Below are 22169 nucleotides of genomic sequence, written 5' to 3'. Positions count from 1 at the left end.
ATTGCGGACTGTCAGACGACACATATGTTGACTGACACGCCCTCATCGCGAGCAAGCTCGCTCCCACAGGGGGATCAGCGATTTTGGACGGTGGGTTCTGCGGGCAGCGGTCGAGCTGGCGCACTGTTCAGCCAATTGGCCAGCAAACGGGTCGACAACGGAATGAACAAGTAAACCATCAGCGGCGTCAGGCACAGCGTGCTGATGAACACCCGCGGCAGCAGGCTCATGTCACTGATCAGCGGCCCCAGCACAAAGTTGAACAGCAGCGAGACCGGAAAGAACGCCAGCCAGATCGCCACGGCCTGCTTCCAGCGTGGCGGGCGTTGGCCGACGACGCCAAACCAGCCTTCGATGCCGCTGACCCGGTGTTCTGTCGGGTGGGCGAACAGGTCGCTACCGCGTCCGAGCCAGGCGCTGCGAGAGACGGAATGTTCCCAGGCGTGCAGGGTCTGCTCATCGGCGAAGCGGAAGATAATCTGGAATTCGTCATCGTCGGGCGGCGGTGCGAGTACGCCGGAGCCGAGGTAGCCGGGAAAATCGGTGGCCAGTTGTTCGCCTTCGCGCAGCCAGGCGATCAGGTCCTGATAACGTCCATTGGCAACGCGGCGCGCAACCATCAGCGTGACGGGTGGGGTAGACATTGTGTATCTCCATGAGGCATTTGCGTCGCTCCGGATAGGCGCTTCGCCAGGCGCAGCGCCGGGGTGGTGGGCTGCGACTTGAAACAAGCAAGGATTATTCCTGATTCTGCCCGTGGCGTCTGTGACGTTTATCCGCTCATCCGCAGTATCGATTTTTTACGGAAACTTTACGGGGTGGGGGCGTTAGAATAACGCGCGGACGATACAGGGATGTTTCAACAGAATGCCGATACAGACAGACGTCGCATCAGGATCCACTCAGGCCGTCGCTCTCGAACAGGAAGAGCTCTTCCCCATTCGCGAGGTGGCGCGCCTGACAGGTGTCAACCCGGTCACGCTTCGCGCTTGGGAGCGACGTTATGGCCTGATTGTTCCCACACGCACCGAAAGCGGGCATCGCCTGTACTCGCTGACCGATATTGAGCGCGTTCGCAGCATTCTCGGCTGGATCGAACGCGGTGTTGCGGTCAGCAGGATCGGCAAGATCCTGGCCAGGACCGAGCCGCTCCAGGCGTTGTCGCACATCATCCCCAACAGCCTCGTGGAAGCCGATTACGCGCAGTGGCAGCAACAGGTTCTTGCGGCGGTCAACGGGTTTGACGACCTTCGGCTGGAGCAGCTCTACGGGCAAATCTTTTCCAGTTACGCCCTGTCGGTGGTGTTTCAGGACATTCTGATCCCCGTCTGGAAGCAGTTGATGCAACGCCAGGACCAGTTCGGCGTAACCAGCGAGTGGCTGTTCCTGGATGGTTTTCTGCGTTCCCGGGTAGTGCAGCGCTTGCTGTTGACGCGCGAGAAACAGCCGCGTCGCGTGGTCATCTGTGCCCTGAATGGTCACTGCCGGGAGCTGGAACTGTTGGTTGCCGCCCTGTTCCTGAGTTCCGGGCCTTCGGCCATACGCGTATTGAACATAGGCCAGCCATTCGAGGAACTGGCGCTGATGTGTGAAAGGATCAAGCCCATGGCACTGGTGCTGTTTTCCAATCAGGTGCCGAACGCCGAGTTGCCGCGGCGCTTGAATCGCCTGGCCATGGGCCTGGAGTGTCGACTGTTGTTGGCCGGTGATGCTTCTGACCTGGCGCAGGAAAGCCTGGCCGGGTCATCGATTGGTTGCCTGGGCAATGAAGGGAAGGTCATGGGCCAGCGTCTGAAGCAGTTCCTGGCGGGAACTCTGGATACTTGAAGTTCAGAGATGCAGCGTTGGATGAGTCAGACGATGCTGTTGCAGGATGAACTGGCGCAGACGCTCGGTTTCGTCCGTATCGCTCTGGTTCAGTTGATAGGCGTAGAAGCCCTGTTCGTTTTCTTTCTCGAAGGTGCCGCGCAAGGCAATCCGCTCATAGCCTGAGGGGCTGAACCACAAGGCGAAATGCTTCGGTGGCTTGGTCTTGTTGCGAACCTCCAGCAAAACCCCTTTGCACGACACTTCGTGTACCCACAGGGTGCCGGGTTGACCCTGGGCGTTTTCCAACGCTACCGGCTCGTCCAGTACCAGACGCCAAGGCCGGACCATCGGCCCGTCTTCATAGATGCTCGGCACGCCGAGACGCAAATGCAGCGCATGGAATTCGTCTTCCACCAGGTGCAGGGGGAAGGTTATTTGCTGGTTTTCGAAGCTGGCTTGAATGGTGACCTGCTCATGGGCCGCCAGGCGGGTAAGCAGGTCACGGATTTGCGATCCACCGTTGACGAGCAGGCTCGACGTCGCATCCCGCACATTGAGTTGCGGGTTGTGTTGCATGGTCTGGATGAAATCCAGCTCATCCTGGGTCAGGAGCGCGTCGCGTTGCATGGCCAGCTCGAAAGGTATAGTTACAAAGTTATTGGTGATTGTAGTTACTGACCATTAATTCTGAGTTTCGTTTGCGCCGTTCGTCGCCTTGAGCGCAGCAAGCTCCGCCTGGAGTTCAGTGACCTGCCGCTCCAACTGTGCCACGCGCTGTTGTGCCTTGACTTGCACCGTGACGTCTTTTTGCACACCGACAAAATAGGTTTGCCCGTCCGCTGGATTTTTCACTGTTGAAAGGGACAGCTCATTCCAGAACGGTGTGCCGTCCTTGCGGTAGTTGCGCAGTATTTCCCGGCAGGAACCTTCACTGTTCAAGGCGTTGCGAATCAACGGCAGGGCTTCCTGGTCGCGGTCCCCTGACTGCAGGAAACGACAATCCTGATAGAGGATCTCTTCGCTGGAGTACCCCGTCAGGCGTTCGAACGCGGGGTTGACGTAAATGAGGATTTTGTCCTGATCGCCTTCCTTTTCGGCAATCACGATGCCGTCGTTGGAGGCGTTGATCACCATTTGCAGCAGTTGAGCATTAATCATCGGAGCATCCTTTCCTGATTGATTGTCAATTGCATTCTAAAAGAATAATCACGACTGTGGTGTTAATATCCGGGTCTTTTACTCGGATTCAGGATCAGATTGATGAAAGTCGCCATCATTTCCGGCTCGGTGTACGGCACGGCCGAAGAAGTTGCCCGCCACGCCGCCAGCCTGTTGAAAGCCGCCGGTTTCGAAACCTGGCACAACCCGCGTGCGACCCTCGCCGACGTCCAGGCGTTTGGCCCCGAAGCCTTTCTGGCGGTGACCTCGACCACCGGCATGGGTGAGCTGCCGGACAATCTGCAACCACTGTATTCGACCATTCGTGACCAATTGCCAGCAGCCTGGCGCGGTTTGCCGGGGGCGGTGATCGGGCTGGGCGATGCGAGCTATGGCGATACTTTTTGTGGCGGCGGCGAGCAAATGCGCGAATTGTTCGGTGAACTGGGCATTCGCGAAGTACTACCGATGCTACGCCTGGATGCCAGCGAGAGCGTGACCCCAGAGACGGACGCCGAGCCTTGGCTGGCGGACTTGATCAGCGCACTGCGCACCTGACGTTACTCCGACATCCATGCCAGTCAGGGTTCTGACAGTACGGTAAAAAAACTGCCTGTCAGACCATCGCTGGCGCCGGTCGTTTGACAGGGATCCATGGGTGGCAGGGCGACTGACTCGTAAGGCCACCAAGCTGGCTGCCAATGCAACTACACGAACCTCAAGGGCTGACTAGACTCGATGAACATAGGAAACACTCCATAATAAAAAACCGAGGCTCCTTGCCGTGACTGTCGCTCCTGTCCAATCGCCACACAGTGTCAAAGACCAGGTCAGTGCTGCCGAGTGGCAGACTCGCGTTGACCTTGCGGCCTGTTATCGCCTGGTCGCTCAACACGGTTGGGATGACCTGATCTTTACCCACATCTCCGCCAAGGTGCCCGGCACCGAAGATTTCCTGATCAACCCGTTCGGGTTGATGTTTCACGAAATGACTGCGTCGAGCCTGGTCAAGGTGGATCAGGCTGGCAACAAGTTGATGGACAGTCCTTACGAGATCAATCCGGCGGGTTACACCATCCACAGCGCCGTGCATGAAGTGCGTCACGATGTGGTTTGTGTGCTGCACACCCACACGGCTTCAGGGGTGGCGGTCTCGGCACAGAAGCAGGGCGTACTGCCGATCAGCCAACAATCGTTGTTCGTGCTTTCCAGCCTGGCCTACCACGCCTACGAAGGTGTGGCGCTCAACCATGAAGAGAAGGTGCGGCTGCAGGCCGACCTCGGTGAAAACAATTTCCTGATGCTGCATAACCACGGTCTGCTGACCTGCGGCAGCACCATCGCCGATACGTTCCTGATGATGTTTACCTTTCAACGTGCCTGCGACATTCAGGTCATGGCACAAAACGGTGCGGCTGAGCTGATTGCCATCGAACCGCAGATCCTGGCCGGCGCCAAAGCCATGATCGCGGGTGTCACCCGAAGTGCTCAAGGAATGGGCGGAGCGCTGGCGTGGCCGGCGCTGCTGCGCAAGCTCGATAAACTGGACCCGGGTTATAAACTCTGATGGCACTCGCCGAGATTCCTCTGTGTGTCTGGCGCAAACGCAGCCAGACGTTCTTGTTCCGTGGCCACAGCATCCGTTACTGGACGGCGGGTCAGGGCGAGCCGCTGTTGCTGATTCACGGTTTCCCGTCCGCCAGCTGGGACTGGCATTACCTGTGGCAGCCATTGACCCAGCGCTTTCGCGTGATCGCTTGCGACATGCTGGGCTTCGGCGATTCGGCCAAACCGGCGAACCACGAATACAGCCTGCTGGAGCAAGCGGATCTGCAACAGGCACTGCTTGAGCACCTGAATGTCGAACAGCCGGTGCACCTGTTCGCCCACGACTATGGCGACAGCGTGGCCCAGGAACTGCTGGCCCGACATTACGAATCGCGGGTGGAGCTGGCCAGTTGTGTGTTTCTCAACGGCGGGTTGTTTCCGGAAACCCACCGCCCGGTATTGATGCAGAAGCTCTTGCTCAGCCCTTTGGGCTGGATGATTGGCCGTGCCTTCAGCCGTGATGGACTGGTGAGAAGCTTTCGGCAGATTTTCGGCCCGCAAACCCGTCCCAGTGAAAGCCAGATGGATGACTTCTGGAGCCTGGTCGAATGCCAGCGTGGGCCTCGGATCATGCACAAGTTGATCGCCTACATCCCGGAGCGACGGGTCTGGCGCAACCGCTGGGTGAGCGCGATGCAACGCGGTGAAGTGCCGCTGCGAGTGATCGATGGCGGGGTCGATCCGATCTCCGGTGTGCATATGGTCGAGCGTTACCGGGAACTGATCCCGGATGCGGACACCGTGGTATTGCCCGACATCGGTCATTACCCGCAGATCGAGGCACCCTGCGAGGTCCTCAGGCATTACCTGGCGTTTCGCGATCAATTGCTTTCCCCACCGCGCAAAGTCGCCTGCTCCTGATTCGCAGCGTTGAACCCGCTCTGCCTCTGTGGCGAGGGGGCTTGTCGGATCGCCGCACCGTCCCGTTCGGCTGCGAAGCAGTCGTAAAACCTGTGTCCCGGGTTGAATGCCTCAGGGCCGCTTCGCGACCCGACGGGAGCAAGCTCCCTCGCCACAAGGGCCGCGCAACCTGTTGACGCGATCATCATCTCCCAGCCTTATCGCGCACCATTCAGCCTCCCCCGTATTGATTGTGACCCGCTGCGCCGTGCCGGACACTCGGACTCATCGTCCCTTGGCCTGCTGGAGTCCCCCCATGAATGAGCCTGTGCGCTTCGAAGATAAAGTCGTGATCATTACCGGTGCCGGTGGCGGCCTGGGACGGGCGCATGCGCTGCTGTTCGCCAAACAGGGCGCCAGGGTTCTGGTCAACGACCTGGGCGGCTCGACCCAGGGCGAAGGCGCCAGTGCCTCGGCCGCCGCCCGCGTGGTAGCGGACATTCGCGAGGCCGGCGGCATCGCCGAGGCCAACCACGACTCGGTCACGGATGGTGACAAACTGGTCCAGCACGCCCTGGACGTCTTCGGTCGCGTCGATGTGGTGGTCAACAACGCCGGGATCCTGCGTGACAAGACCTTCCACAAAATGGAAGACGCCGACTGGGACCTGGTTTACCGCGTCCACGTCGAAGGTGCCTACAAAGTCACCCGTGCCGCCTGGCCGCACATGCGTGAACAGAACTACGGCCGGGTGATTTTCACCGCGTCGACTTCGGGTATCTATGGCAATTTCGGCCAGTCCAACTACGGCATGGCCAAGCTCGGTCTCTATGGCCTGACCCGCACTCTGGCCATCGAAGGCCGCAAGAACAACATCCTGGTCAACGCCATCGCCCCTACCGGCGGCACACGCATGACCGAAGGCCTGATCCCGCCGCAAGTCTTCGAACAGCTCAAGCCGGAGCTGGTCAGCCCGCTGGTGGTGTACCTGGCCAGCGAGAACTGCCAGGAAACTTCCGGTCTGTTCGAGGTCGGCGGCGGCTGGATGGGCAAGGTCCGCTGGGAGCGCAGCCTCGGTGTCGGGTTCGATCCACGGAGCGGTTTCTCCCCGGAAGACGTGGCGGCGCACTGGCAGCAGATTTGCGACTTCGAAGGTGCGGCGCATCCGAAGGACAACATAGAGGCGCTGAAGGAAATGATGGGGAATTTGCAGAAGTATTCGCTCTGACAATGCCGGCAAGGTCACATTGATTGACCTTGCCGGTAACCGCATTTGTCGGTTGGAAAATCGTTTGCCATCGATCAGCGGGAAAAATATTTGAATACCAGTGCCTTCAGATTGGCGGCTGTCTGTGCGTCCATTTTTCCGTCGAATTTTTCCGGGCGAAAATGCATCTGGAATGCCCGCACCAACTGTTGAAAACCAACTTCCGTCGAGGCGCCCGAAACATCGTATCCATAGGACTTGAACAGCCCCAGCAATTCGCTTCGGCCCGGAACGCCCGATGTGGTGTATTGGCTCAGATACTGGTCCCGAGTGGCTTCATCGAACCAGGCGCCGACGCCTTTCAAGTACAGCGCCTGCCAGGGAAACATCGGCCCCGGGTCGCTTTTGCGGCCGATTGAAATATCGGAGTGGCCCAACACCTGCGTCGGCGTGATATCCGGATAGCGCTCGAGGATGTTCAGCGCCAGTTGTTCAATCGCGGCAATCTGCTCGGGGTGATACGGCGGGAAGGTGAATTCGCCGTTGTTGTCAGTCGCCAGGTTGACCACTTCAATGCCGATAGACGTGTCATTCAGATTGCTGCGGTTGCCCCACTGACTGACACCCGCGTGCCACGCGCGATGGGTTTCATCCACCAGGTTGAACACTTCCTGCCCGGTATAGCCGGCTTTCAGGTAGCTGGGGTCGGTGATATCTGGAACCAGATAGTGCGCGCTGACATTCGGGCCGGTCAGGGCACTGACAGAGCTCGCAAAGTCAGCGGCCGTGTAGTGAAGAACCAGAAAGCGTATTCGACTGTTGACGCTTCGGGTTGAGCGATAATGGTTGTATTTGATGGGCTTCATGGTTGCACTCGCAATAAGTAAGTTTGAAGCCGGACGAAGATCAAAGTTGTTCGCCGACTTGCTGGTCAACTTAATGGCCCGAGTGCGATAGATGTTTACCTATGCTTGTAGGTGCTTTCTGAAAGAAATGTAGGAGCCAGCCTGCTGGCGATGGACTCAAGTGCGCCGCGTTTATCCGGCTCACACGCGTTATCGTTAACGACCATCGCTGCGATGCGGCGACCCGACAAGCCAGCTCCTGCAGGTGGCCGTGCCCACGTTGAAAATGAGCCCCATAAAAAAGGCCGCTGCAAACGCAGCGGCCAAAGTAAGACGTTGGATCAGGAGCTACAAATCAACGTCAGTGAACGCGGGGCGATGAACCGAATCCTCGATGCATCTGAAATCTTTCAGTCACGGCGCAGGCTCCGTGGCAGTCAGGTAAGAATAAGCCCTCGGTGCTGTAGGAAAAATACCAATTCCCGACATGCACTGTTGCAGCCCCGGCAACAGTCAGGATTCGGCTGTTCGACGTCCGGGTGATGAACCTGTGCCAGTCATCCTTTAGAGGTACACCACGAATACCTCCTTGGTGCGCTTATCGATCCCGATGCCCGGCAGTAGGGTGACGCCTTCTGTCACTCACCGGGGAAGACGCATGACAAAAACAACAATGCGCGCCATCTTCAAACCGCAGGCGCTGGCGGCCGCGGTCGCATTGGGCTGCTGTGCCCAGGCTCAGGCCATTTCGTTCAGCATCGGGGAAATCGAGGGGACGTTCGACTCTTCGCTGTCAGTCGGCGCGAGTTGGGGCATGCGGGATGCGGATGATGCTCTGGTAGGCACCGTCAATGGCGGTTCCGGTCAGTCTTCGACCGGTGACGACGGGCGCCTGAACTTCAAGAAAGGTGAAACCTTCTCGAAGATCTTCAAGGGTATTCACGACCTCGAACTGAAGTACGGCGACACCGGCGCGTTTGTGCGTGGCAAATACTGGTACGACTTCGAGCTGAAGGATGAAAGCCGCCCATTCAAGGACATCAGCGATCACAATCGCAAAGAAGGCGCCAAGTCTTCAGGCGGACAAATCCTCGACGCATTCGTCTATCACAACTACTCCCTCGCCGATTTGCCGGGCACGGTGCGTGTCGGCAAGCAGGTGGTCAGTTGGGGTGAGAGCACCTTTATCGGCAACTCGATCAACAGCATCAATCCGGTCGACGTGTCCGCGTTCCGTCGCCCTGGAGCCGAAATCAAGGAGGGCCTGATCCCGGTCAACATGCTGTTCGCCTCCCAGGGCCTGACGGAGAAGTTGACCGTGGAAGGCTTCTATCAACTGGAATGGGACCAGACGGTCGTCGATAACTGCGGCACCTTCTTTGGTGTCGATGTGGTGGCCGATGGCTGCAACAAGGGCTACACCGTCGCCAGCCCGGCCATTGCACCGCTGCAGCCGATTGCTGCAGCCTTTGGCCAGGGCTTCGAGGTCAGCAAAGAGGGCGTGATCGTTCCCCGTGGCGGCGACCGTGATGCCCGGGATTCCGGACAGTGGGGTACGGCGTTGCGCTGGCTGGGGGACGACACCGAGTACGGCCTGTACTTCATGAACTACCACAGCCGCGGCCCCAGCGTCGGGACCACCACCGCCGGGCTCAGTACGCTGGCAAGCCTTCCGGGAATCGTCGCCGCCGCCAACCGAATCGCCCCCGGCAGCGGTTCAGGCCTGGCCCAGAGTGTGATGCTCGGTCGCGGCCAGTATTACCTCGAATACCCGGAGGACATCCGCCTCTACGGCGCCAGCTTCGCCACCACCTTATCGACCGGCACTGCGTGGAGCGGGGAAATCAGCTACCGCCCCAACCTCCCGGTGCAGGTCAACACCAATGACCTGACCCTGGCCATGCTCAATCCGATTGCAGGCGGTGCGGCGTCGCCCATCGCCACGTCACCGGGGGCTGACAACACAGGTTACCGCCGCAAGGAAGTGACGCAGATCCAGAGCTCCCTGACGCACTTCATCGATCAGGTCGCCGGTGCGGATCGCCTGACGCTGGTGGGTGAGGCGGGGGTGGTTCGGGTCGGTGGCCTGGAAGCACGCAGCAAACTGCGCTACGGCCGCGACTCGGTGTATGGCCAGTATGGTTTCGGCGGCGACACCGGCGGCTTCGTGACCTCGACTTCATGGGGTTATCGCGCCCGGGCCATCCTCGACTACAACAACCTCATCGCCGGGATCAACGTCAGGCCCAATCTCTCGTGGTCCCACGACGTCTCCGGCTATGGCCCCAACGGCCTGTTCAACGAAGGCGCCAAGGCCATCAGCCTCGGTGTCGATGCGGACTATCGCAACACCTATACCGCGAGCCTCAGTTACACCGATTTTTTCGGTGGGGACTACAACGTCCTCACCGACCGTGACTTCGTGGCGTTGAGCTTTGGTGTGAACTTCTGATCTGGCTGAAAAGGATGAATTCAATGCGCAAGATGATTCTGCAATTGGGCACCGTTCTGGCGCTGAGTCTGCTGGCCGCCAAGGTGATGGCCGCGGTTTCGCCGGAAGAAGCCAACAAGCTCGGCACCAGCCTGACCCCGCTCGGTGCCGAGAAGGCCGGCAATGCCGATGGTTCGATTCCGGCCTGGACCGGTGGCATCCCGAAAAACGCTGGCGCGGTGGACAGCAAAGGTTTCCTGGCCGACCCGTTCGCCAACGAAAAGCCATTGTTCGTGATCACCGCAGCGACCGTCGACCAGTACAAGGACAAGCTTTCCGACGGCCAGATCGCGATGTTCAAACGCTATCCTGAGACTTACAAGATTCCGGTCTATCCCAGCCACCGCACCGTGGCGTTACCGGCCGAAATCTATGAGTCGGCCAAGCGCAGTGCACTGAACGTAACACCGATCAACGACGGTAACGGTCTGGCCAACTTCACCGGCAATCGCTACTACGCGTTCCCGATTCCGAAGAATGGCGTGGAAGTGATCTGGAACCACGTCACCCGTTACCACGGCGGCAATCTGCGTCGCACCATCACCCAGGCGACACCGCAGTCCAATGGTGATTTCACGGTGATCCGCTTCAAGGACGAAGTCGCCGTGCCGTCGTTGCTCAGCGATCTGAAACCGGGCAGCGATGATAACGTGCTCAACTACTTCAAGCAGGAAGTGACCGCACCGGCGCGGCTGGCGGGCAACGTGTTGCTGGTTCACGAGACGCTCGATCAGGTCAAGGAACCGCGCAAGGCCTGGATCTACAACGCCGGCCAGCGTCGGGTACGACGTGCGCCGCAGGTCGCCTATGACGGTGTCGGCACCTCATCCGATGGCCTGCGCACCACCGACAACTTCGACATGTTTTCCGGCGCACCGGATCGCTACGACTGGAAGTTGATCGGCAAGAAGGAGATGTACATTCCTTACAACAGCTACAAGCTCGACTCGCCAGACCTCAAGTACACGGATGTGATCAAGGCCGGGCACATCAACCAGGACCTGACCCGCTATGAGTTGCACCGGGTCTGGGAAGTCGTCGCCACGGTCAAGCCGAGCGAACGGCACGTGTACGCCAAGCGCCACATGTACATCGATGAAGACAGCTGGCAAGTGGCGCTGGCCGACCACTACGATGGACGTGGACAACTCTGGCGCGTCGCCGAAGGGCATGCCCAGTTCTACTACGATCACCAGGTGCCGGCCTATACCGTCGAAGCGCTGTATGACCTGATTGCCGGTCGCTACATCGCACTGGGAATGAAGAACGAAGAAAAGCGCAGCTTCGAGTTCAACATCGATGCAAAAGCGGGGGACTACACACCGGCAGCCTTGCGTAGCACGGGGGTCAGGTAGGTTTCCTACAGACTCCTACACAAAAGGGTGACTTTGCGGTCACCTTTTTTATAGGGGGCGATCAGTGTGTTGAATACTTCTTCAACAAGCGCTCGGGAGGGGTCTAGGGTGGCGCCAGAATTATAAAAAAAGGCGCATCACAATGACTGCAATGACGCACTGTCCGGACCGCCCTGGCCTTGTGCCCCGACTGTCGTCCCATCATCTGTCCCGCGAGCGGCTGGTCGAGCCCATGCTGGTGTCGACCGCGAGGGTGAAGTTGCTTTGCGCACCGCCCGGCAGTGGCAAGAGCGCGTTGCTCAGCGAATGCCTGCTGCGGGCGCCGGAGCACTGTCGGGTCTGTTGGCTGCCGCTGGCGGGGGCGTCGTTGAGTGCTGCCGATTTTCTGTTGCGACTGACGCAAGCGCTGGATCTGCCCTCGGCGGATGAGCCCGGGCTGCTGGCGCATCTGGCCCGGTTACAGACCCCGACCTGGCTGTTCCTGGATGATTACTGCCGTGCACCCAACCCGGAACTCGACCGGATGCTCGATCGCCTGTTGGCCGTCGCCAACCCGGCGCTGACCTGGTGGCTGGGTTCCCGTCGTCGACCCTCCTGCAACTGGCCGCGGCTGCTGCTCGATGATGAGGTGTACGAGTGCGAAGGCCGGGCGCTGGCGTTTACCGAGGCCGAGGTCGGGCAGTTGCTCGGTCATGTCGAGCCGACCCTGGCGGCCCGGACCGCCAGGAGGGTGGTTGAGCGTAGCGGTGGCTGGTGCGCTGGCGTGCGGATCGCGTTACTCAATGGTTGCCCGTGGTCGGGTGAACAGGGGCGTTCGGCAACGTTGCTCGATTATCTGCAGCACGAGTTGTTCAACACCTTGCCGCCGGAGTTGGTTGAGGTCTGGCAGGTGTTGGTTCATCTGCCACGCTTCAACGCCAGCTTGTGCGAGCATCTTTTCGGTACGGGAGAGGGCGCGCAGTGGCTGCACGCGTTGCAGGACATGGGCTGCTTCATTGAGCCTTGGGAAGACTCCGTCGAGTGGTTGCGGATCTTCGAACCACTGGCCCGGGCAATGGCTGAAGAGCCGACCCCGATCGGGCGATCCTGGCATCGCCGCGCGTGCCAATGGTTCAGCGCCGAAGAGGACTGGCAAGGTGCGTTCGAGCAGGCGCTGTTGGCGCAGGAGTTCGAAGTGGCGGTCAGTCTGTTGCAGCACTTCAGCCTCGAACATTTGTTCCGGCGCGAAAATGTCTGTCTGTTGTTGAAACTCCACGAGCGTCAACAGGCTGAGTTGACCCTTGTTACGCCGCAATTGGTGGGGCTGGTCAGCGCGGCGTTGTTGTTTGCCGGACGTTTCGATCCTGCCGCCGCGTGCATCGAGCAACTGGCACGATTTACCCCGCAGCCTACGCAGGCGCTGCAACGGCAACTGCTGGCACGCTGGCAGGCGCAACAGGGCTGGCTGCTGCATTTGCAAGGCCGTATGGAGGCGGCCCGCGGGCACTTTCTCGAAGCGCTGGCCGAGCTGGGCGTCGATGCCTGGCCGGCGCGAGTGTTGTGCCTGTCAGGACTGACCCAGCAGGCGTTGCTCAACGCCGAACTCGATGTGGCGCAGACGTTCAATCGTGAGGCACTGTGCCTGGCGCGCGCCCAAGGCTCGCTATTGTTCGAAGGGCTGCTTGAACTCGATCATGCGCAGTTGCTGGAGATGCGCGGAGCGCCCCGACGCGCCGAGAGCTTGTTGGCTGATACTGTTGCGCTGTTGTCTCGAGAGGCTGATCGACCGACGCCGCTATTGGGGCGAATTGCCCTGCGGCGAGGACGGTTGGCCCTCTGTCAGGGACACGATGAGCTGGCCGCCGGTTTCTTCCAGTCCGGCCTGGAGGACTGCCTGCAAAGTCAGGACAAGCACGCGCTGTATGGCTTTCTCGGGCAAGCGCAGATGGCCGCCAACCAGCGCGATTATGCCCATGCGTTTGATCGTCTGCGCGAAGGCGAACGGTTGATGCAGCAACGGCAGATCCCCGACACGGTTTATCGCAGCGTACTGCTGCAAATCAGCAGTCATTTCTGGCTGCAACAAGGGCGCCCGGAGTTGGTCCGGGAAGCGCTGACCCGAGTCTTGCGTCATTATCGCGGGGCCCATGCCCGCCAGGCACCACCCGCCACGCTGCAACTGATTGCGCGTATCGAATACCAGTTGGTGTTGGCCGAGACTCAACTTCAATTGGCGCAAAGTCCATTGGATCGCCTCAAGGCGTTACTCAAGCAGGCGCAACAACAGGCCATGCTGGCGCTGGAAACGGAGTTGCATTTGGCAATCTGCGAAGTGGCGGACCTGACGGGGGAGCCGGACATGGCTCATGCCGCACTGGAGGCCGGTCTGGCCTTGGTGAAGCGTTGTCATGGGCAGCAGGCATTGCGTGATCTGAATTTGCGCCAGCCGGGTCTGATCGGTCGTCTACAGGGAACGTCGCCAGTGGTCGATAGAGACACCGATGTCAGTTTGCTGAGCGGGCGAGAGCTTGAAGTACTGGACCTGATCGCCCAAGGCAACTCCAATCAGCAAATCGCCGAACAACTGTTCATTTCGTTGCATACGGTGAAAACCCATGCCCGGCGCATTCACAGCAAGTTGGGTGTGGAGCGACGCACACAGGCAGTTGCCATGGCGAAAAAGTTGGGGTTGATAATGCAGGTTTGGTAAGTATTGGTTTTTGGTTTTGAAATGAATTAAAGGCATGCCAACCCTGCCTGGTTGGCACAGCGGTCGCTATCAGGTTGCGGAGGCGGCGGGTTCATGACCCATGCGCCAGCTCACCGCACGGCTGGCGGATAACAGGCGCTGCGCTGCCGGTCCGTTTTCATCGGCATGGAACAACGATGTCGGCCCCACTACCGTCAGCACGGCAACCACTCTGCCCATCGCGTTGAACACCGGTGCCGACAAGGCATCCACCCCTGGCAGCAGCAAACCATGTACATGGTGCAAACCGCGTGCGCGGATTTGTTCGCACTGCGCCGCGTAGGCCTGATCGTCTGCCAGCACATGGGCTGCGTGGGCCTGCAATTCCTGCACGCGCAGATCCTCGGTCTCGCGTTTCGGCAGGTAGGCGCCAAATACCAGTCCCGTCGAAGAGCTGAGCAGCGGCAGCACCGAGCCCAGTTGTGTCACCACCGTCACTGCACGCACTGCCGGTTCGATGTGCACCACGGTCGCGCCCTGATTGCCCCATACCGCCAGAAAGCAGGTTTCGTTCAAGTCATCGCGCAGCTCGGCCAGGGGCAGGGCGGCGACTTTCAGCACGTCCATACTGTTGAGTGCTGCCAACCCCACGCGCAAGGCTTCACGACCCAGGCCGTAATGGTTGGTCGCTGCGTTCTGTTCGGCAAACCCGCTGGCGATCAGCGCCTGCAAATAGCGGTGGACCTTGCTCGCCGGCATCTGCACGTGCTCGGCCAGGCGCGACAGCGAAGTCGAAGGCGACAACTCGGCCAGAGCCTTGAGGATGTCAGTACCCACCTCGGCCGAGCGGACTTTCTGTTTACCGTTGTTGTCGCTGGTTTTTTCCATGGTGGCTGGGATCCCGGGACGAATGGGCGTCTTTATAGCTTGACGGTCAATACCAATCAAATTACGTTATGCGTAATCAAATTACGATAAAAATAACCCAGGCGTGCCTCGACCTCTGCAGCAGAGCGAGCGGCCACTGCCGACTCCCTGTTCAGGAGGCTCCATGAACCCCGATTCAACGATGCCAGCGCTGGCCTACCTGTCAGGCTTCGGCAACGAATTCAGCAGCGAAGCCTTGCCCGGCGCACTGCCTGTCGGCCAGAACTCCCCGCAAAAAGCCCCGTACGGTCTCTACACCGAGCTGTTTTCCGGCACGGCGTTCACCATGCCGCGCAGCGAGGCGCGGCGGACGTGGATGTACCGCATTCAGCCGTCGGCCAATCACCCGGCATTCGTCAAGCTTGACCGGCAACTGGCCGGCGGCCCGCTGGGTGAGGTGACCCCCAACCGCCTGCGCTGGAACCCGCTGGACATTCCCGCCGAGCCGACCGATTTCATCGACGGCCTGGTGAGCATGGCCGCCAACTCGGGCGCGGAAAAACCGGCCGGTATCAGCATCTACAACTACCGCGCGAACCGTTCCATGGAGCGTGTGTTCTTCAACGCCGACGGCGAGATGTTGCTGGTGCCTGAACTGGGGCGCCTGCGCATTGCCACCGAACTGGGCGTGCTTGAACTGGAACCGCTGGAAATTGCCGTGCTGCCACGTGGCCTTAAATTCCGCATCGAGCTGCTCGACCCGCAGGCCCGTGGTTATGTCGCCGAAAACCATGGCGCGCCGCTGCGTCTGCCGGACCTGGGGCCGATTGGCAGCAATGGCCTGGCCAATCCGCGGGACTTCCTGACCCCGGTGGCGGCCTACGAGAACCTGCAACAACCCACCACGCTGGTGCAGAAATTCCTCGGCCAGCTGTGGGCGTGCGAGCTCAATCATTCACCGCTCAACGTGGTTGCCTGGCACGGTAACAACGTGCCGTACAAATATGACCTGCGCCGTTTCAACACCATCGGCACCGTCAGTTTCGATCACCCCGATCCTTCGATCTTCACCGTGCTGACCTCGCCGACCAGCGTCCATGGCCTGGCCAACCTCGACTTCGTGATCTTCCCTCCGCGCTGGATGGTGGCCGAGAAAACCTTCCGTCCACCCTGGTTCCATCGCAACCTGATGAACGAATTCATGGGTTTGATCCAGGGCGAATACGACGCCAAGGCCGAAGGCTTTGTGCCTGGCGGTGCTTCGCTGCACAGCTGCATGAGCGCCCATGGCCCCGACGGAGAGACTTGCACCAAAGCGATCAACGCTGACCTCAAACCGGCGAAAATCGACAACACCATGGCATTCATGTTCGAGACCAGCCAGGTGTTGCGCCCGAGCCGTTTCGCCCTCGATTGCCCGCAACTGCAAAACACTTACGATGCCTGCTGGGCTACGCTGCCCGCCACTTTCGACCCGACCCGGAGATAACCCATGACGCAGACTTCCATCACTCGCAGCTGGGTTGCATCCGCCAACGACCATGCGGATTTCCCCCTGCAAAACCTGCCGCTGGGCGTGTTCAGCCTCAACGGCTCGGCACCGCGCAGTGGCGTGGCCATCGGCGAACACATCTTTGACCTGCAAGCGGCCCTGGAGGCCGGTTTGTTCGATGGCGCCGCGAAAGCAGCGGTCGAAGCGACCCTTGGCGGTCAGTTGAATGCCTTCTTCGAACTGGGGCGTGAGGCTCGCGTCGCGTTGCGTGAGCGTTTGCTGGAACTGTTCGCCGAGGGCAGCACCCTGCACGGCAAGATCGAAGCCCAGGGCGCAAAACTGCTGCCGCTGGCGGCGGATTGCGAGATGCACCTGCCGGCAAAAATCAATGACTACACCGACTTCTACGTCGGCATCGAACACGCGCAGAACGTCGGCAAACTGTTCCGTCCCGACAACCCGTTGCTGCCGAACTACAAGTACGTGCCAATCGGCTACCACGGTCGTGCATCGACCATTCGCCCGTCCGGTACCGACGTCCGCCGCCCGAAAGGCCAGACGTTGCCGGCCGGTCAGAGCGAGCCGACGTTCGGCCCTTGCGCACGCCTGGACTACGAACTGGAACTGGGCATCTGGATCGGCCAGGGCAACGACATGGGCGATTCGATTGCCATCGGCGACGCTGCCGATCACATCGCCGGTTTCTGCCTGCTCAACGACTGGTCGGCACGGGACATCCAGGCCTGGGAATACCAACCTTTGGGCCCGTTCCTGTCGAAAAGCTTCATCACCAGCATCTCGCCGTGGGTTGTCACCGCCGAAGCACTGGAACCATTCCGTCGCGCCCAGCCTGCGCGTCCGCAAGGCGATCCGCAGCCGCTGCCGTACCTGCTCGACAAGCGCGATCAAGCCGCTGGCGGGTTCGACATCGAACTGGAAGTGCTGCTGCTCACCGAGGCCATGCGCGAGCAGAACCTGCCGGCCCATCGCCTGACCCTGAGCAACACACAGCACATGTACTGGACCGTGGCGCAAATGGTCGCGCACCACAGCGTCAACGGCTGCCAATTGCAGGCCGGTGATCTGTTCGGTTCGGGCACTTTGTCGGGGCCGGAGAACGGTCAGTTCGGCAGCCTGCTGGAAATTACCGAAGGCGGTAAAAAGCCGATCGAACTGGCCTCGGGCGAGGTGCGCAAGTTCCTTGAGGACGGTGACGAAATCATCCTGCGCGGCCGTTGCCGCCGCGACGGTTTCGCGTCCATCGGTTTCGGTGAGTGCCGCGGCAAAGTGCTGCCGGCGCGCTGAGAGGAGCGGGGCATGGAACTCTATACTTACTACCGTTCGACGTCGTCGTACCGGGTGCGTATCGCGTTGGCGCTCAAGGGCCTGGATTATCAATCCCTGCCCGTCAACCTGATCGCACCCCAGGGCGGCGAGCATCGACAGCCACCTTATCTGGGCATCAATCCGCAGGGCCGCGTGCCGGCCTTGCGTACCGATGAAGGCGAGTTGCTGATCCAGTCTCCCGCGATCATCGAATACCTGGAGGAACGTTATCCACAGGTGCCGCTGCTGTCCAAGGAGCTCGCCACCCGCGCACATGAGCGTGGCGTGGCGGCAGTGATCGGCTGCGATGTGCACCCGCTGCACAACGTCAGCGTGCTCAATCGGCTGCGCCAGTCGGGTCACGACGAACCGCAGGTGGTGGAGTGGATCGGTCACTGGGTCGGTCAGGGCCTGGCCACGGTAGAGCAGTTGATCGGTGATGACGGTTACTGCTTCGGCCCCGAGCCGGGGCTGGCGGACGTCTATTTGATCCCGCAGCTGTACGCTGCCGAGCGTTTCAATGTTTCTCTTGAGGCTTATCCTCGGATTCGTCGAGTGGCGGCATTGGCGGCGACGCATCCGGCGTTCATCCAGGCGCATCCGGCGAATCAGCCAGATACGCCATAACGGTTCACACCGACCCAATGTGGGAGCGAGCTTGCTCGCGATAGCGGTATGTCAGTCATATTGACTTGACTGACACTCCCTCTTCGCGAGCAGGCTCGCTCCCACAATGATTTTTGATCAATGAACGATGGCATTCGGCGGAAGATGCCCCAGCCGTTCCGTGAGGCGAATCCGCTGGATGGGATCGTCGGTGAGCAGCAGTGCGTGCTCCAGGTCAAAACGCTCGGCGTTCGGGCAGTCCAGCCGTTGGTATAGACTGGCTCGGGCCAGATAGTCGGCGGTGCTGGCATTGCCCAGTTCCAGGACGCGCCCGGCGTCGATCAGGGCATTGATGAAGTCGTCGTGGGAGAGGTACAACTGGCGCAGGTTGCGCGACAGCCGTTGCAGCATCTGCACCGGCTCGGCGGTGACCAGATGGTCGGCGCTGAGCTTCATGTTCGGGCCATACTGGCGCTGCAACAACTCTCGGCAATCGTTCGGATAAAGGCGGCGGCCGCCGCAGGGATCGAGCAAATGATCGGCGCCCGGCACCCGCAGCAGGAAATGCCCGGGAAAGTTGACCCCGACCATGGGGATCTCCAGGCCCCTGGCCAACTCCAGCGCAATCAACCCCAGCGTCAAGGGTTGCCCTCGTCGGCGTTCCAGTACCTTGTCGAGCAGTGCCACTTGCGGGCGCAAAGGTGTGAAGTCGTCCTGGGCAAAGCCCAGGTCGTTCATGCGCCGCAATAGCGGTTGGGCCAGTTCACTGACCGGCAGCATCGGCAAGCCACCGCTGACCCGTTGCTGCAACTCCTGGAAATCGGCCAGTACCGCTTGGGGCTTCACTTCACCGTCATGCTCGACCGCAATCCATAGCGCGGCCTCGAACAGCGCGGGCGGTGAACGTTGCAGGCAGGCGAAAAACGATTGGCGCGGGGTCATCAAAATCTCCGGGCAATGCCTCGTTTTAGTCCCCTCTCCGGCATTCGTCCAGTGCTGTACAAGCGCGAATTCCGGTTATTTCCGAAAGCCTGCATCGCAGCCGTGCTTATTCCGGTGCGCTTCTGCAATTTTCGGGCGCAAGCCTATACTGGCGTCTACAAGAAGTGATTCGGGAGCCTTACGATGTTCGCTCTCATGCAAAGTACCCGCCTTGAATCGCTGCATCTGAGCGTTGACTCGGTCACCGGCTTGAAGGCGGTCATTGCCATTCATAACAGCCGACTGGGGCCTGCCCTGGGTGGTTGTCGTTATCTTGCCTATCCCAGCGACGAGTCTGCGGTCGAGGATGCAGTGCGCCTTGCCCAAGGCATGAGTTACAAGGCAGCACTGGCCGGCCTGGCCCAGGGCGGCGGCGTGGCGGTGATCATTCGCCCTGTTCATGTGGCCAACCGCGCCGCGCTGTTCGAAGCCTTCGGGCGCTGTATCAATCAGCTGGACGGGCGCTACATCACGGCCATCGATAGTGGCACCTCAGTGGCGGACATGGATTGCATCGCCCAACAGACCCAACACGTCACCAGTACCACCTCGGCAGGTGACCCGGCGCCGCACGCGGCGATGGGCGTGTTCACCGGCATTCGCGCCACTGCGATGGCGCGACTGGGCAGCGATAACCTCGAAGGCCTGCGCGTCGCCATTCAAGGCCTGGGCAACGTCGGTTATGCCCTGGCAGAACAGTTGCACGCCGCCGGGGCCGAACTACTGGTCAGCGATATCGATCACGGCAAGGTGCAACTGGCGATGGAGCAACTCGGGGCTCACCCCATCGCCAACGACGCACTGCTCAGCACGCCTTGCGATATTCTTGCGCCATGCGGTTTGGGCGGGGTGCTGAACAGCCACAGCGTGACGCAACTGCGCTGCTCGGCAGTGGCCGGCTCGGCTAACAATCAGCTGACGCATCTGGATGTCGCCGACCAACTGGAACGTCGCGGCATCCTGTACGCACCGGATTACGTGATCAACGCTGGCGGGTTGATCTATGTGTCGCTCAAGCACCGTGGTGAAGAACTGTCGACCATCACCGCACACCTGTCGAAAATCAGCTCGCGCCTGACCGAGGTGTTTGCCCACGCCCAGGCGGAAAAACGTTCGCCGGCACGGGTGGCGGACGAGTTGGCGGAAAAGGTGCTGTATCGATAATAAGATCAAAAGATCGCAGCCTTGGCTGGCTTGGCCGGGGCAACCGGCTCAGCGTTTGCCTCTTCCACAGGAGCGGGCACTGCAACCGGCTCGGCGACTTCAACAGGTGCCGCAAGCAGTTCGGACAGGGCGTCCGGCTGGCTCTTGAATGCCTTGGCGAACACATCGCGATTCTTCGCCATGTAGATCCCGGCTTCTTCCACTTGCTGCTCGGTCAGGGACGGAACGGCTTTTTGCAACACTTCAGCCAGCAATTCGGCCAGTTCGAGCATTTTGTCATGACGGTCAGCTTCGGCTTTATCCATGAACAAGCGCTCCAGATCTCGGCTGCTGCGGTATACCACTTCGACGGCCATTCACCACCTCACATGCCTTCACATTGGTTGTCGGTTTCGACTACTGTATCTATATACAGCTAAAGAATAAGCGAAACCCTGTCTTTTGGGTAGTGGCTTTTTAATGTAGACCGGTTTCGACATTTGTCAGGCGAGGCGCTGCACAGGTGCGACCAAACGCCACGGCGCGCAATCCGGAACGGCTCGCCATCATGGGCTGGCCTTTTTTCTGCATGCAGAAAAACCGTCACGTCCAACCCGCATCATCCGGTCGAGCCGACCTAAGGAAGCATCATCGTGAAAATCAACTGGGCCGAAAAACTGCGGCAGAGCGTGCATGAACTGGCCGAGTCCCTGGGCAATCTGTTCGTCGAGACCTTTCATTACCTGGCGCTGTTCGCCATCGGTGCGGTGACCGCGTGGGCGGCGGTGATGGAGTTTCTCGGGATGATCGAAGAGGGACACATCAAGATCGATGACATCCTGCTGCTGTTCATCTACCTGGAACTGGGGGCAATGGTCGGGATTTACTTCAAGACCAACCACATGCCCGTGCGCTTCCTGATCTACGTGGCGATCACCGCGCTGACGCGGCTGCTGATTTCCAACGTTTCGCACCACAACCCGCCGGACCTGGGGATCATTTACCTGTGTGGCGGGATCCTGCTGTTGGCGTTTGCGATTCTGGTGGTGCGTTACGCTTCGTCGCAATTTCCCTCGGTGAAGATCGAAAACCCGCATCGCAAGACCGGCGCGGGTTCCAGTGAACATCCAGAGGTTGAGAAGGGCGAAATCTAGAGCCCGAGCGTTGGGCGCAGCTGCCCTTTGACGGGAGGGGGCGGCAAGGTCCGCCCGCTGCCGGCGGTCATGGATTCGAGGATGGCCACGGCGCTGTGGCCCTGTTCGATGGCAATGCCGAATTGAATGCTTTGAACCAGTCGCTTGAGGCGCTGGGGGTCATTGCGTTGTTCGGCGCTGATCATGCGTTTGGCCACCACGCGGCCACTGTTGGAAAGGGTCAGCATGATGCTGCCGTCCAGGCCCTGAATGCTCAGGTTGATCTGGTAATCCGCTGCAAAGGCATCGGTAATGAGCTGGAAAGGGTTGTCCATGATGCGTCACCGCCTGATTGAACGTGCAGTTGTTGACCGGCCGATATCGGGATTAGTTCGCAACACCAGACCATCGGCCATCTCGCTATCATTGTTCCAGCAGGGAAGTAGCAAGGCCCATGCCGGAAAAATTGTCGGACAAAAAACAGGTTCTGTAGGAGCGAGCCTGCTCGCGATGGTCGTCAACGATTACGCGTAAACCCAGACACCCCACGGTGCCCTTTGGTTTTTCGCGAGCAGGCTGAACTGGCCTAATGATTTTGGACACTTCAATCGGGCGCTATGATGGCGCCCAAATCTGAGGT

21 protein-coding genes and 1 pseudogene are annotated in these 22169 nt (G+C 60.0%); 14 read left to right on the top strand and 8 right to left on the bottom strand.

The window, feature by feature from the left end; translation table 11 throughout:
• Window positions 1–74 precede the first annotated feature (74 nt).
• Complete coding sequence (locus tag AC07YV_RS20120; protein WP_102701471.1) at window positions 75–644, bottom strand: antibiotic biosynthesis monooxygenase; 570 nt, start codon at window positions 642–644, stop codon at window positions 75–77.
• 223 nt (window positions 645–867) lie between these two features.
• Here AC07YV_RS20120 and AC07YV_RS20115 point away from each other — a divergent pair, with 223 nt between their 5' ends.
• Window positions 868–1827: a MerR family transcriptional regulator gene (locus tag AC07YV_RS20115; protein WP_102701470.1), complete on the top strand. Its 960-nt coding sequence runs from the start codon at window positions 868–870 to the stop codon at window positions 1825–1827.
• 3 nt (window positions 1828–1830) lie between these two features.
• Here AC07YV_RS20115 and AC07YV_RS20110 read toward each other — a convergent pair whose 3' ends face one another.
• The gene (locus tag AC07YV_RS20110) at window positions 1831–2436 is read right to left on the bottom strand and encodes a hypothetical protein (protein WP_102701469.1); all 606 of its coding nucleotides are present in this window, start codon (window positions 2434–2436) and stop codon (window positions 1831–1833) included.
• Window positions 2437–2490: 54 nt separating this feature from the next.
• The gene (locus AC07YV_RS20105; RefSeq protein ID WP_102701468.1) at window positions 2491–2967 is read right to left on the bottom strand and encodes a PAS domain S-box protein; all 477 of its coding nucleotides are present in this window, start codon (window positions 2965–2967) and stop codon (window positions 2491–2493) included.
• A 102-nt stretch (window positions 2968–3069) separates the two neighbouring features.
• Here AC07YV_RS20105 and AC07YV_RS20100 point away from each other — a divergent pair, with 102 nt between their 5' ends.
• The 4 genes from AC07YV_RS20100 to AC07YV_RS20085 all read left to right on the top strand — a co-directional run bounded on the left by AC07YV_RS20100 (window position 3070) and on the right by AC07YV_RS20085 (window position 6643).
• Window positions 3070–3525 (top strand): flavodoxin, encoded by a 456-nt coding sequence (locus AC07YV_RS20100; RefSeq protein ID WP_102701467.1) that lies wholly within the window; start codon window positions 3070–3072, stop codon window positions 3523–3525.
• A 226-nt stretch (window positions 3526–3751) separates the two neighbouring features.
• Entirely contained in the window at window positions 3752–4534 is a 783-nt protein-coding gene (locus AC07YV_RS20095) for a class II aldolase/adducin family protein (RefSeq protein ID WP_102701466.1), read from the top strand.
• Window positions 4534–5436, top strand: a complete 903-nt coding sequence (locus AC07YV_RS20090; protein WP_102701465.1) for an alpha/beta fold hydrolase — start codon at window positions 4534–4536, stop codon at window positions 5434–5436. The genes AC07YV_RS20095 and AC07YV_RS20090 overlap by 1 nt, the downstream gene beginning before the upstream one ends.
• 295 nt (window positions 5437–5731) lie before the next feature.
• Window positions 5732–6643, top strand: coding sequence for an SDR family oxidoreductase (locus tag AC07YV_RS20085; RefSeq protein ID WP_102701464.1), 912 nt, complete (start codon window positions 5732–5734; stop codon window positions 6641–6643).
• Window positions 6644–6717: 74 nt separating this feature from the next.
• Here the strand turns inward: AC07YV_RS20085 and AC07YV_RS20080 are convergent, their stop codons facing one another.
• Window positions 6718–7488: an N-acetylmuramoyl-L-alanine amidase gene (locus AC07YV_RS20080; RefSeq protein WP_102701463.1), complete on the bottom strand. Its 771-nt coding sequence runs from the start codon at window positions 7486–7488 to the stop codon at window positions 6718–6720.
• A gap of 637 nt (window positions 7489–8125) precedes the next feature.
• Here AC07YV_RS20080 and AC07YV_RS20075 point away from each other — a divergent pair.
• The 3 genes from AC07YV_RS20075 to AC07YV_RS20065 all read left to right on the top strand — a co-directional run bounded on the left by AC07YV_RS20075 (window position 8126) and on the right by AC07YV_RS20065 (window position 14002).
• Window positions 8126–9919 carry a DUF1302 domain-containing protein gene (locus AC07YV_RS20075; protein ID WP_102701462.1) on the top strand — a complete coding sequence of 598 codons (1794 nt, stop codon included), beginning with the start codon at window positions 8126–8128 and terminating at the stop codon, window positions 9917–9919.
• 23 nt (window positions 9920–9942) lie between these two features.
• A complete protein-coding gene (locus tag AC07YV_RS20070) occupies window positions 9943–11313 on the top strand; it encodes a DUF1329 domain-containing protein (protein ID WP_102701461.1) in 1371 nt (456 codons plus the stop codon).
• 142 nt (window positions 11314–11455) lie between these two features.
• Window positions 11456–14002 carry a helix-turn-helix transcriptional regulator gene (locus AC07YV_RS20065; RefSeq protein WP_102701460.1) on the top strand — a complete coding sequence of 849 codons (2547 nt, stop codon included), beginning with the start codon at window positions 11456–11458 and terminating at the stop codon, window positions 14000–14002.
• Window positions 14003–14071: 69 nt separating this feature from the next.
• Here AC07YV_RS20065 and AC07YV_RS20060 read toward each other — a convergent pair whose 3' ends face one another.
• A complete protein-coding gene (locus tag AC07YV_RS20060) occupies window positions 14072–14869 on the bottom strand; it encodes an IclR family transcriptional regulator (RefSeq protein ID WP_102701459.1) in 798 nt (265 codons plus the stop codon).
• A gap of 163 nt (window positions 14870–15032) precedes the next feature.
• On the opposite strand from AC07YV_RS20060, the gene hmgA reads away from it, so the two are divergent.
• The 3 genes from hmgA to maiA are packed head-to-tail and all read left to right on the top strand — an operon-like array spanning window position 15033 to window position 18293.
• Entirely contained in the window at window positions 15033–16337 is a 1305-nt protein-coding gene (gene hmgA, locus AC07YV_RS20055) for a homogentisate 1,2-dioxygenase (protein ID WP_007970332.1), read from the top strand.
• A 3-nt stretch (window positions 16338–16340) separates the two neighbouring features.
• Window positions 16341–17645 carry a fumarylacetoacetase gene (gene fahA, locus AC07YV_RS20050; RefSeq protein ID WP_102701458.1) on the top strand — a complete coding sequence of 435 codons (1305 nt, stop codon included), beginning with the start codon at window positions 16341–16343 and terminating at the stop codon, window positions 17643–17645.
• Window positions 17646–17657: 12 nt separating this feature from the next.
• Window positions 17658–18293, top strand: coding sequence for a maleylacetoacetate isomerase (maiA, locus tag AC07YV_RS20045; protein WP_102701457.1), 636 nt, complete (start codon window positions 17658–17660; stop codon window positions 18291–18293).
• A gap of 117 nt (window positions 18294–18410) precedes the next feature.
• On the opposite strand, the gene AC07YV_RS20040 is transcribed toward maiA, so the two are convergent.
• Window positions 18411–19214 (bottom strand): SirB1 family protein, encoded by an 804-nt coding sequence (locus AC07YV_RS20040; RefSeq protein ID WP_102701456.1) that lies wholly within the window; start codon window positions 19212–19214, stop codon window positions 18411–18413.
• 183 nt (window positions 19215–19397) lie between these two features.
• Between AC07YV_RS20040 and AC07YV_RS20035 the strand changes: the two genes are divergently transcribed.
• On the top strand, window positions 19398–20417 hold the full coding sequence (locus AC07YV_RS20035) for a Glu/Leu/Phe/Val dehydrogenase family protein (RefSeq protein WP_102701455.1): 1020 nt from the start codon (window positions 19398–19400) through the stop codon (window positions 20415–20417).
• Between the two features lie 116 nt (window positions 20418–20533).
• On the opposite strand, the pseudogene AC07YV_RS20030 reads toward AC07YV_RS20035, so the two are convergent.
• Window positions 20534–20773 (bottom strand): annotated as a pseudogene (locus AC07YV_RS20030) (YebG family protein); the annotation flags it as partial.
• A 276-nt stretch (window positions 20774–21049) separates the two neighbouring features.
• Here AC07YV_RS20030 and AC07YV_RS20025 point away from each other — a divergent pair.
• Window positions 21050–21550 (top strand): phosphate-starvation-inducible protein PsiE, encoded by a 501-nt coding sequence (locus AC07YV_RS20025; RefSeq protein ID WP_015093539.1) that lies wholly within the window; start codon window positions 21050–21052, stop codon window positions 21548–21550.
• Here AC07YV_RS20025 and AC07YV_RS20020 read toward each other — a convergent pair.
• Window positions 21547–21864 carry a DUF3509 domain-containing protein gene (locus tag AC07YV_RS20020; protein WP_102701453.1) on the bottom strand — a complete coding sequence of 106 codons (318 nt, stop codon included), beginning with the start codon at window positions 21862–21864 and terminating at the stop codon, window positions 21547–21549. The genes AC07YV_RS20025 and AC07YV_RS20020 overlap by 4 nt on opposite strands.
• On the opposite strand from AC07YV_RS20020, the gene AC07YV_RS20015 reads away from it, so the two are divergent.
• Window positions 21863–22063: a hypothetical protein gene (locus AC07YV_RS20015; RefSeq protein ID WP_146025397.1), complete on the top strand. Its 201-nt coding sequence runs from the start codon at window positions 21863–21865 to the stop codon at window positions 22061–22063. The genes AC07YV_RS20020 and AC07YV_RS20015 overlap by 2 nt on opposite strands.
• The last annotated feature ends 106 nt before the right edge of the window (window positions 22064–22169 follow it).

This window comes from Pseudomonas sp. GW456-E7, from assembly GCF_059424105.1.
This window is presented reverse-complemented; position numbering and strand designations above follow the sequence as displayed.

Coding starts and splice junctions, on each gene's coding strand:
- AC07YV_RS20015 (WP_146025397.1), top strand. CDS start 21,863: ATGATGCGTCACCGCCTGATTGAACGTGCAGTTGTTGACCGGCCGATA.
- AC07YV_RS20085 (WP_102701464.1), top strand. CDS start 5,732: ATGAATGAGCCTGTGCGCTTCGAAGATAAAGTCGTGATCATTACCGGT.
- hmgA (WP_007970332.1), top strand. CDS start 15,033: ATGAACCCCGATTCAACGATGCCAGCGCTGGCCTACCTGTCAGGCTTC.
- AC07YV_RS20100 (WP_102701467.1), top strand. CDS start 3,070: ATGAAAGTCGCCATCATTTCCGGCTCGGTGTACGGCACGGCCGAAGAA.
- AC07YV_RS20080 (WP_102701463.1), bottom strand. CDS start 7,488: ATGAAGCCCATCAAATACAACCATTATCGCTCAACCCGAAGCGTCAAC.
- AC07YV_RS20120 (WP_102701471.1), bottom strand. CDS start 644: ATGTCTACCCCACCCGTCACGCTGATGGTTGCGCGCCGCGTTGCCAAT.
- AC07YV_RS20115 (WP_102701470.1), top strand. CDS start 868: ATGCCGATACAGACAGACGTCGCATCAGGATCCACTCAGGCCGTCGCT.
- AC07YV_RS20065 (WP_102701460.1), top strand. CDS start 11,456: ATGACTGCAATGACGCACTGTCCGGACCGCCCTGGCCTTGTGCCCCGA.
- maiA (WP_102701457.1), top strand. CDS start 17,658: ATGGAACTCTATACTTACTACCGTTCGACGTCGTCGTACCGGGTGCGT.
- AC07YV_RS20020 (WP_102701453.1), bottom strand. CDS start 21,864: ATGGACAACCCTTTCCAGCTCATTACCGATGCCTTTGCAGCGGATTAC.
- fahA (WP_102701458.1), top strand. CDS start 16,341: ATGACGCAGACTTCCATCACTCGCAGCTGGGTTGCATCCGCCAACGAC.
- AC07YV_RS20075 (WP_102701462.1), top strand. CDS start 8,126: ATGACAAAAACAACAATGCGCGCCATCTTCAAACCGCAGGCGCTGGCG.
- AC07YV_RS20105 (WP_102701468.1), bottom strand. CDS start 2,967: ATGATTAATGCTCAACTGCTGCAAATGGTGATCAACGCCTCCAACGAC.
- AC07YV_RS20035 (WP_102701455.1), top strand. CDS start 19,398: ATGTTCGCTCTCATGCAAAGTACCCGCCTTGAATCGCTGCATCTGAGC.
- AC07YV_RS20060 (WP_102701459.1), bottom strand. CDS start 14,869: ATGGAAAAAACCAGCGACAACAACGGTAAACAGAAAGTCCGCTCGGCC.
- AC07YV_RS20040 (WP_102701456.1), bottom strand. CDS start 19,214: ATGACCCCGCGCCAATCGTTTTTCGCCTGCCTGCAACGTTCACCGCCC.
- AC07YV_RS20110 (WP_102701469.1), bottom strand. CDS start 2,436: ATGCAACGCGACGCGCTCCTGACCCAGGATGAGCTGGATTTCATCCAG.
- AC07YV_RS20090 (WP_102701465.1), top strand. CDS start 4,534: ATGGCACTCGCCGAGATTCCTCTGTGTGTCTGGCGCAAACGCAGCCAG.
- AC07YV_RS20070 (WP_102701461.1), top strand. CDS start 9,943: ATGCGCAAGATGATTCTGCAATTGGGCACCGTTCTGGCGCTGAGTCTG.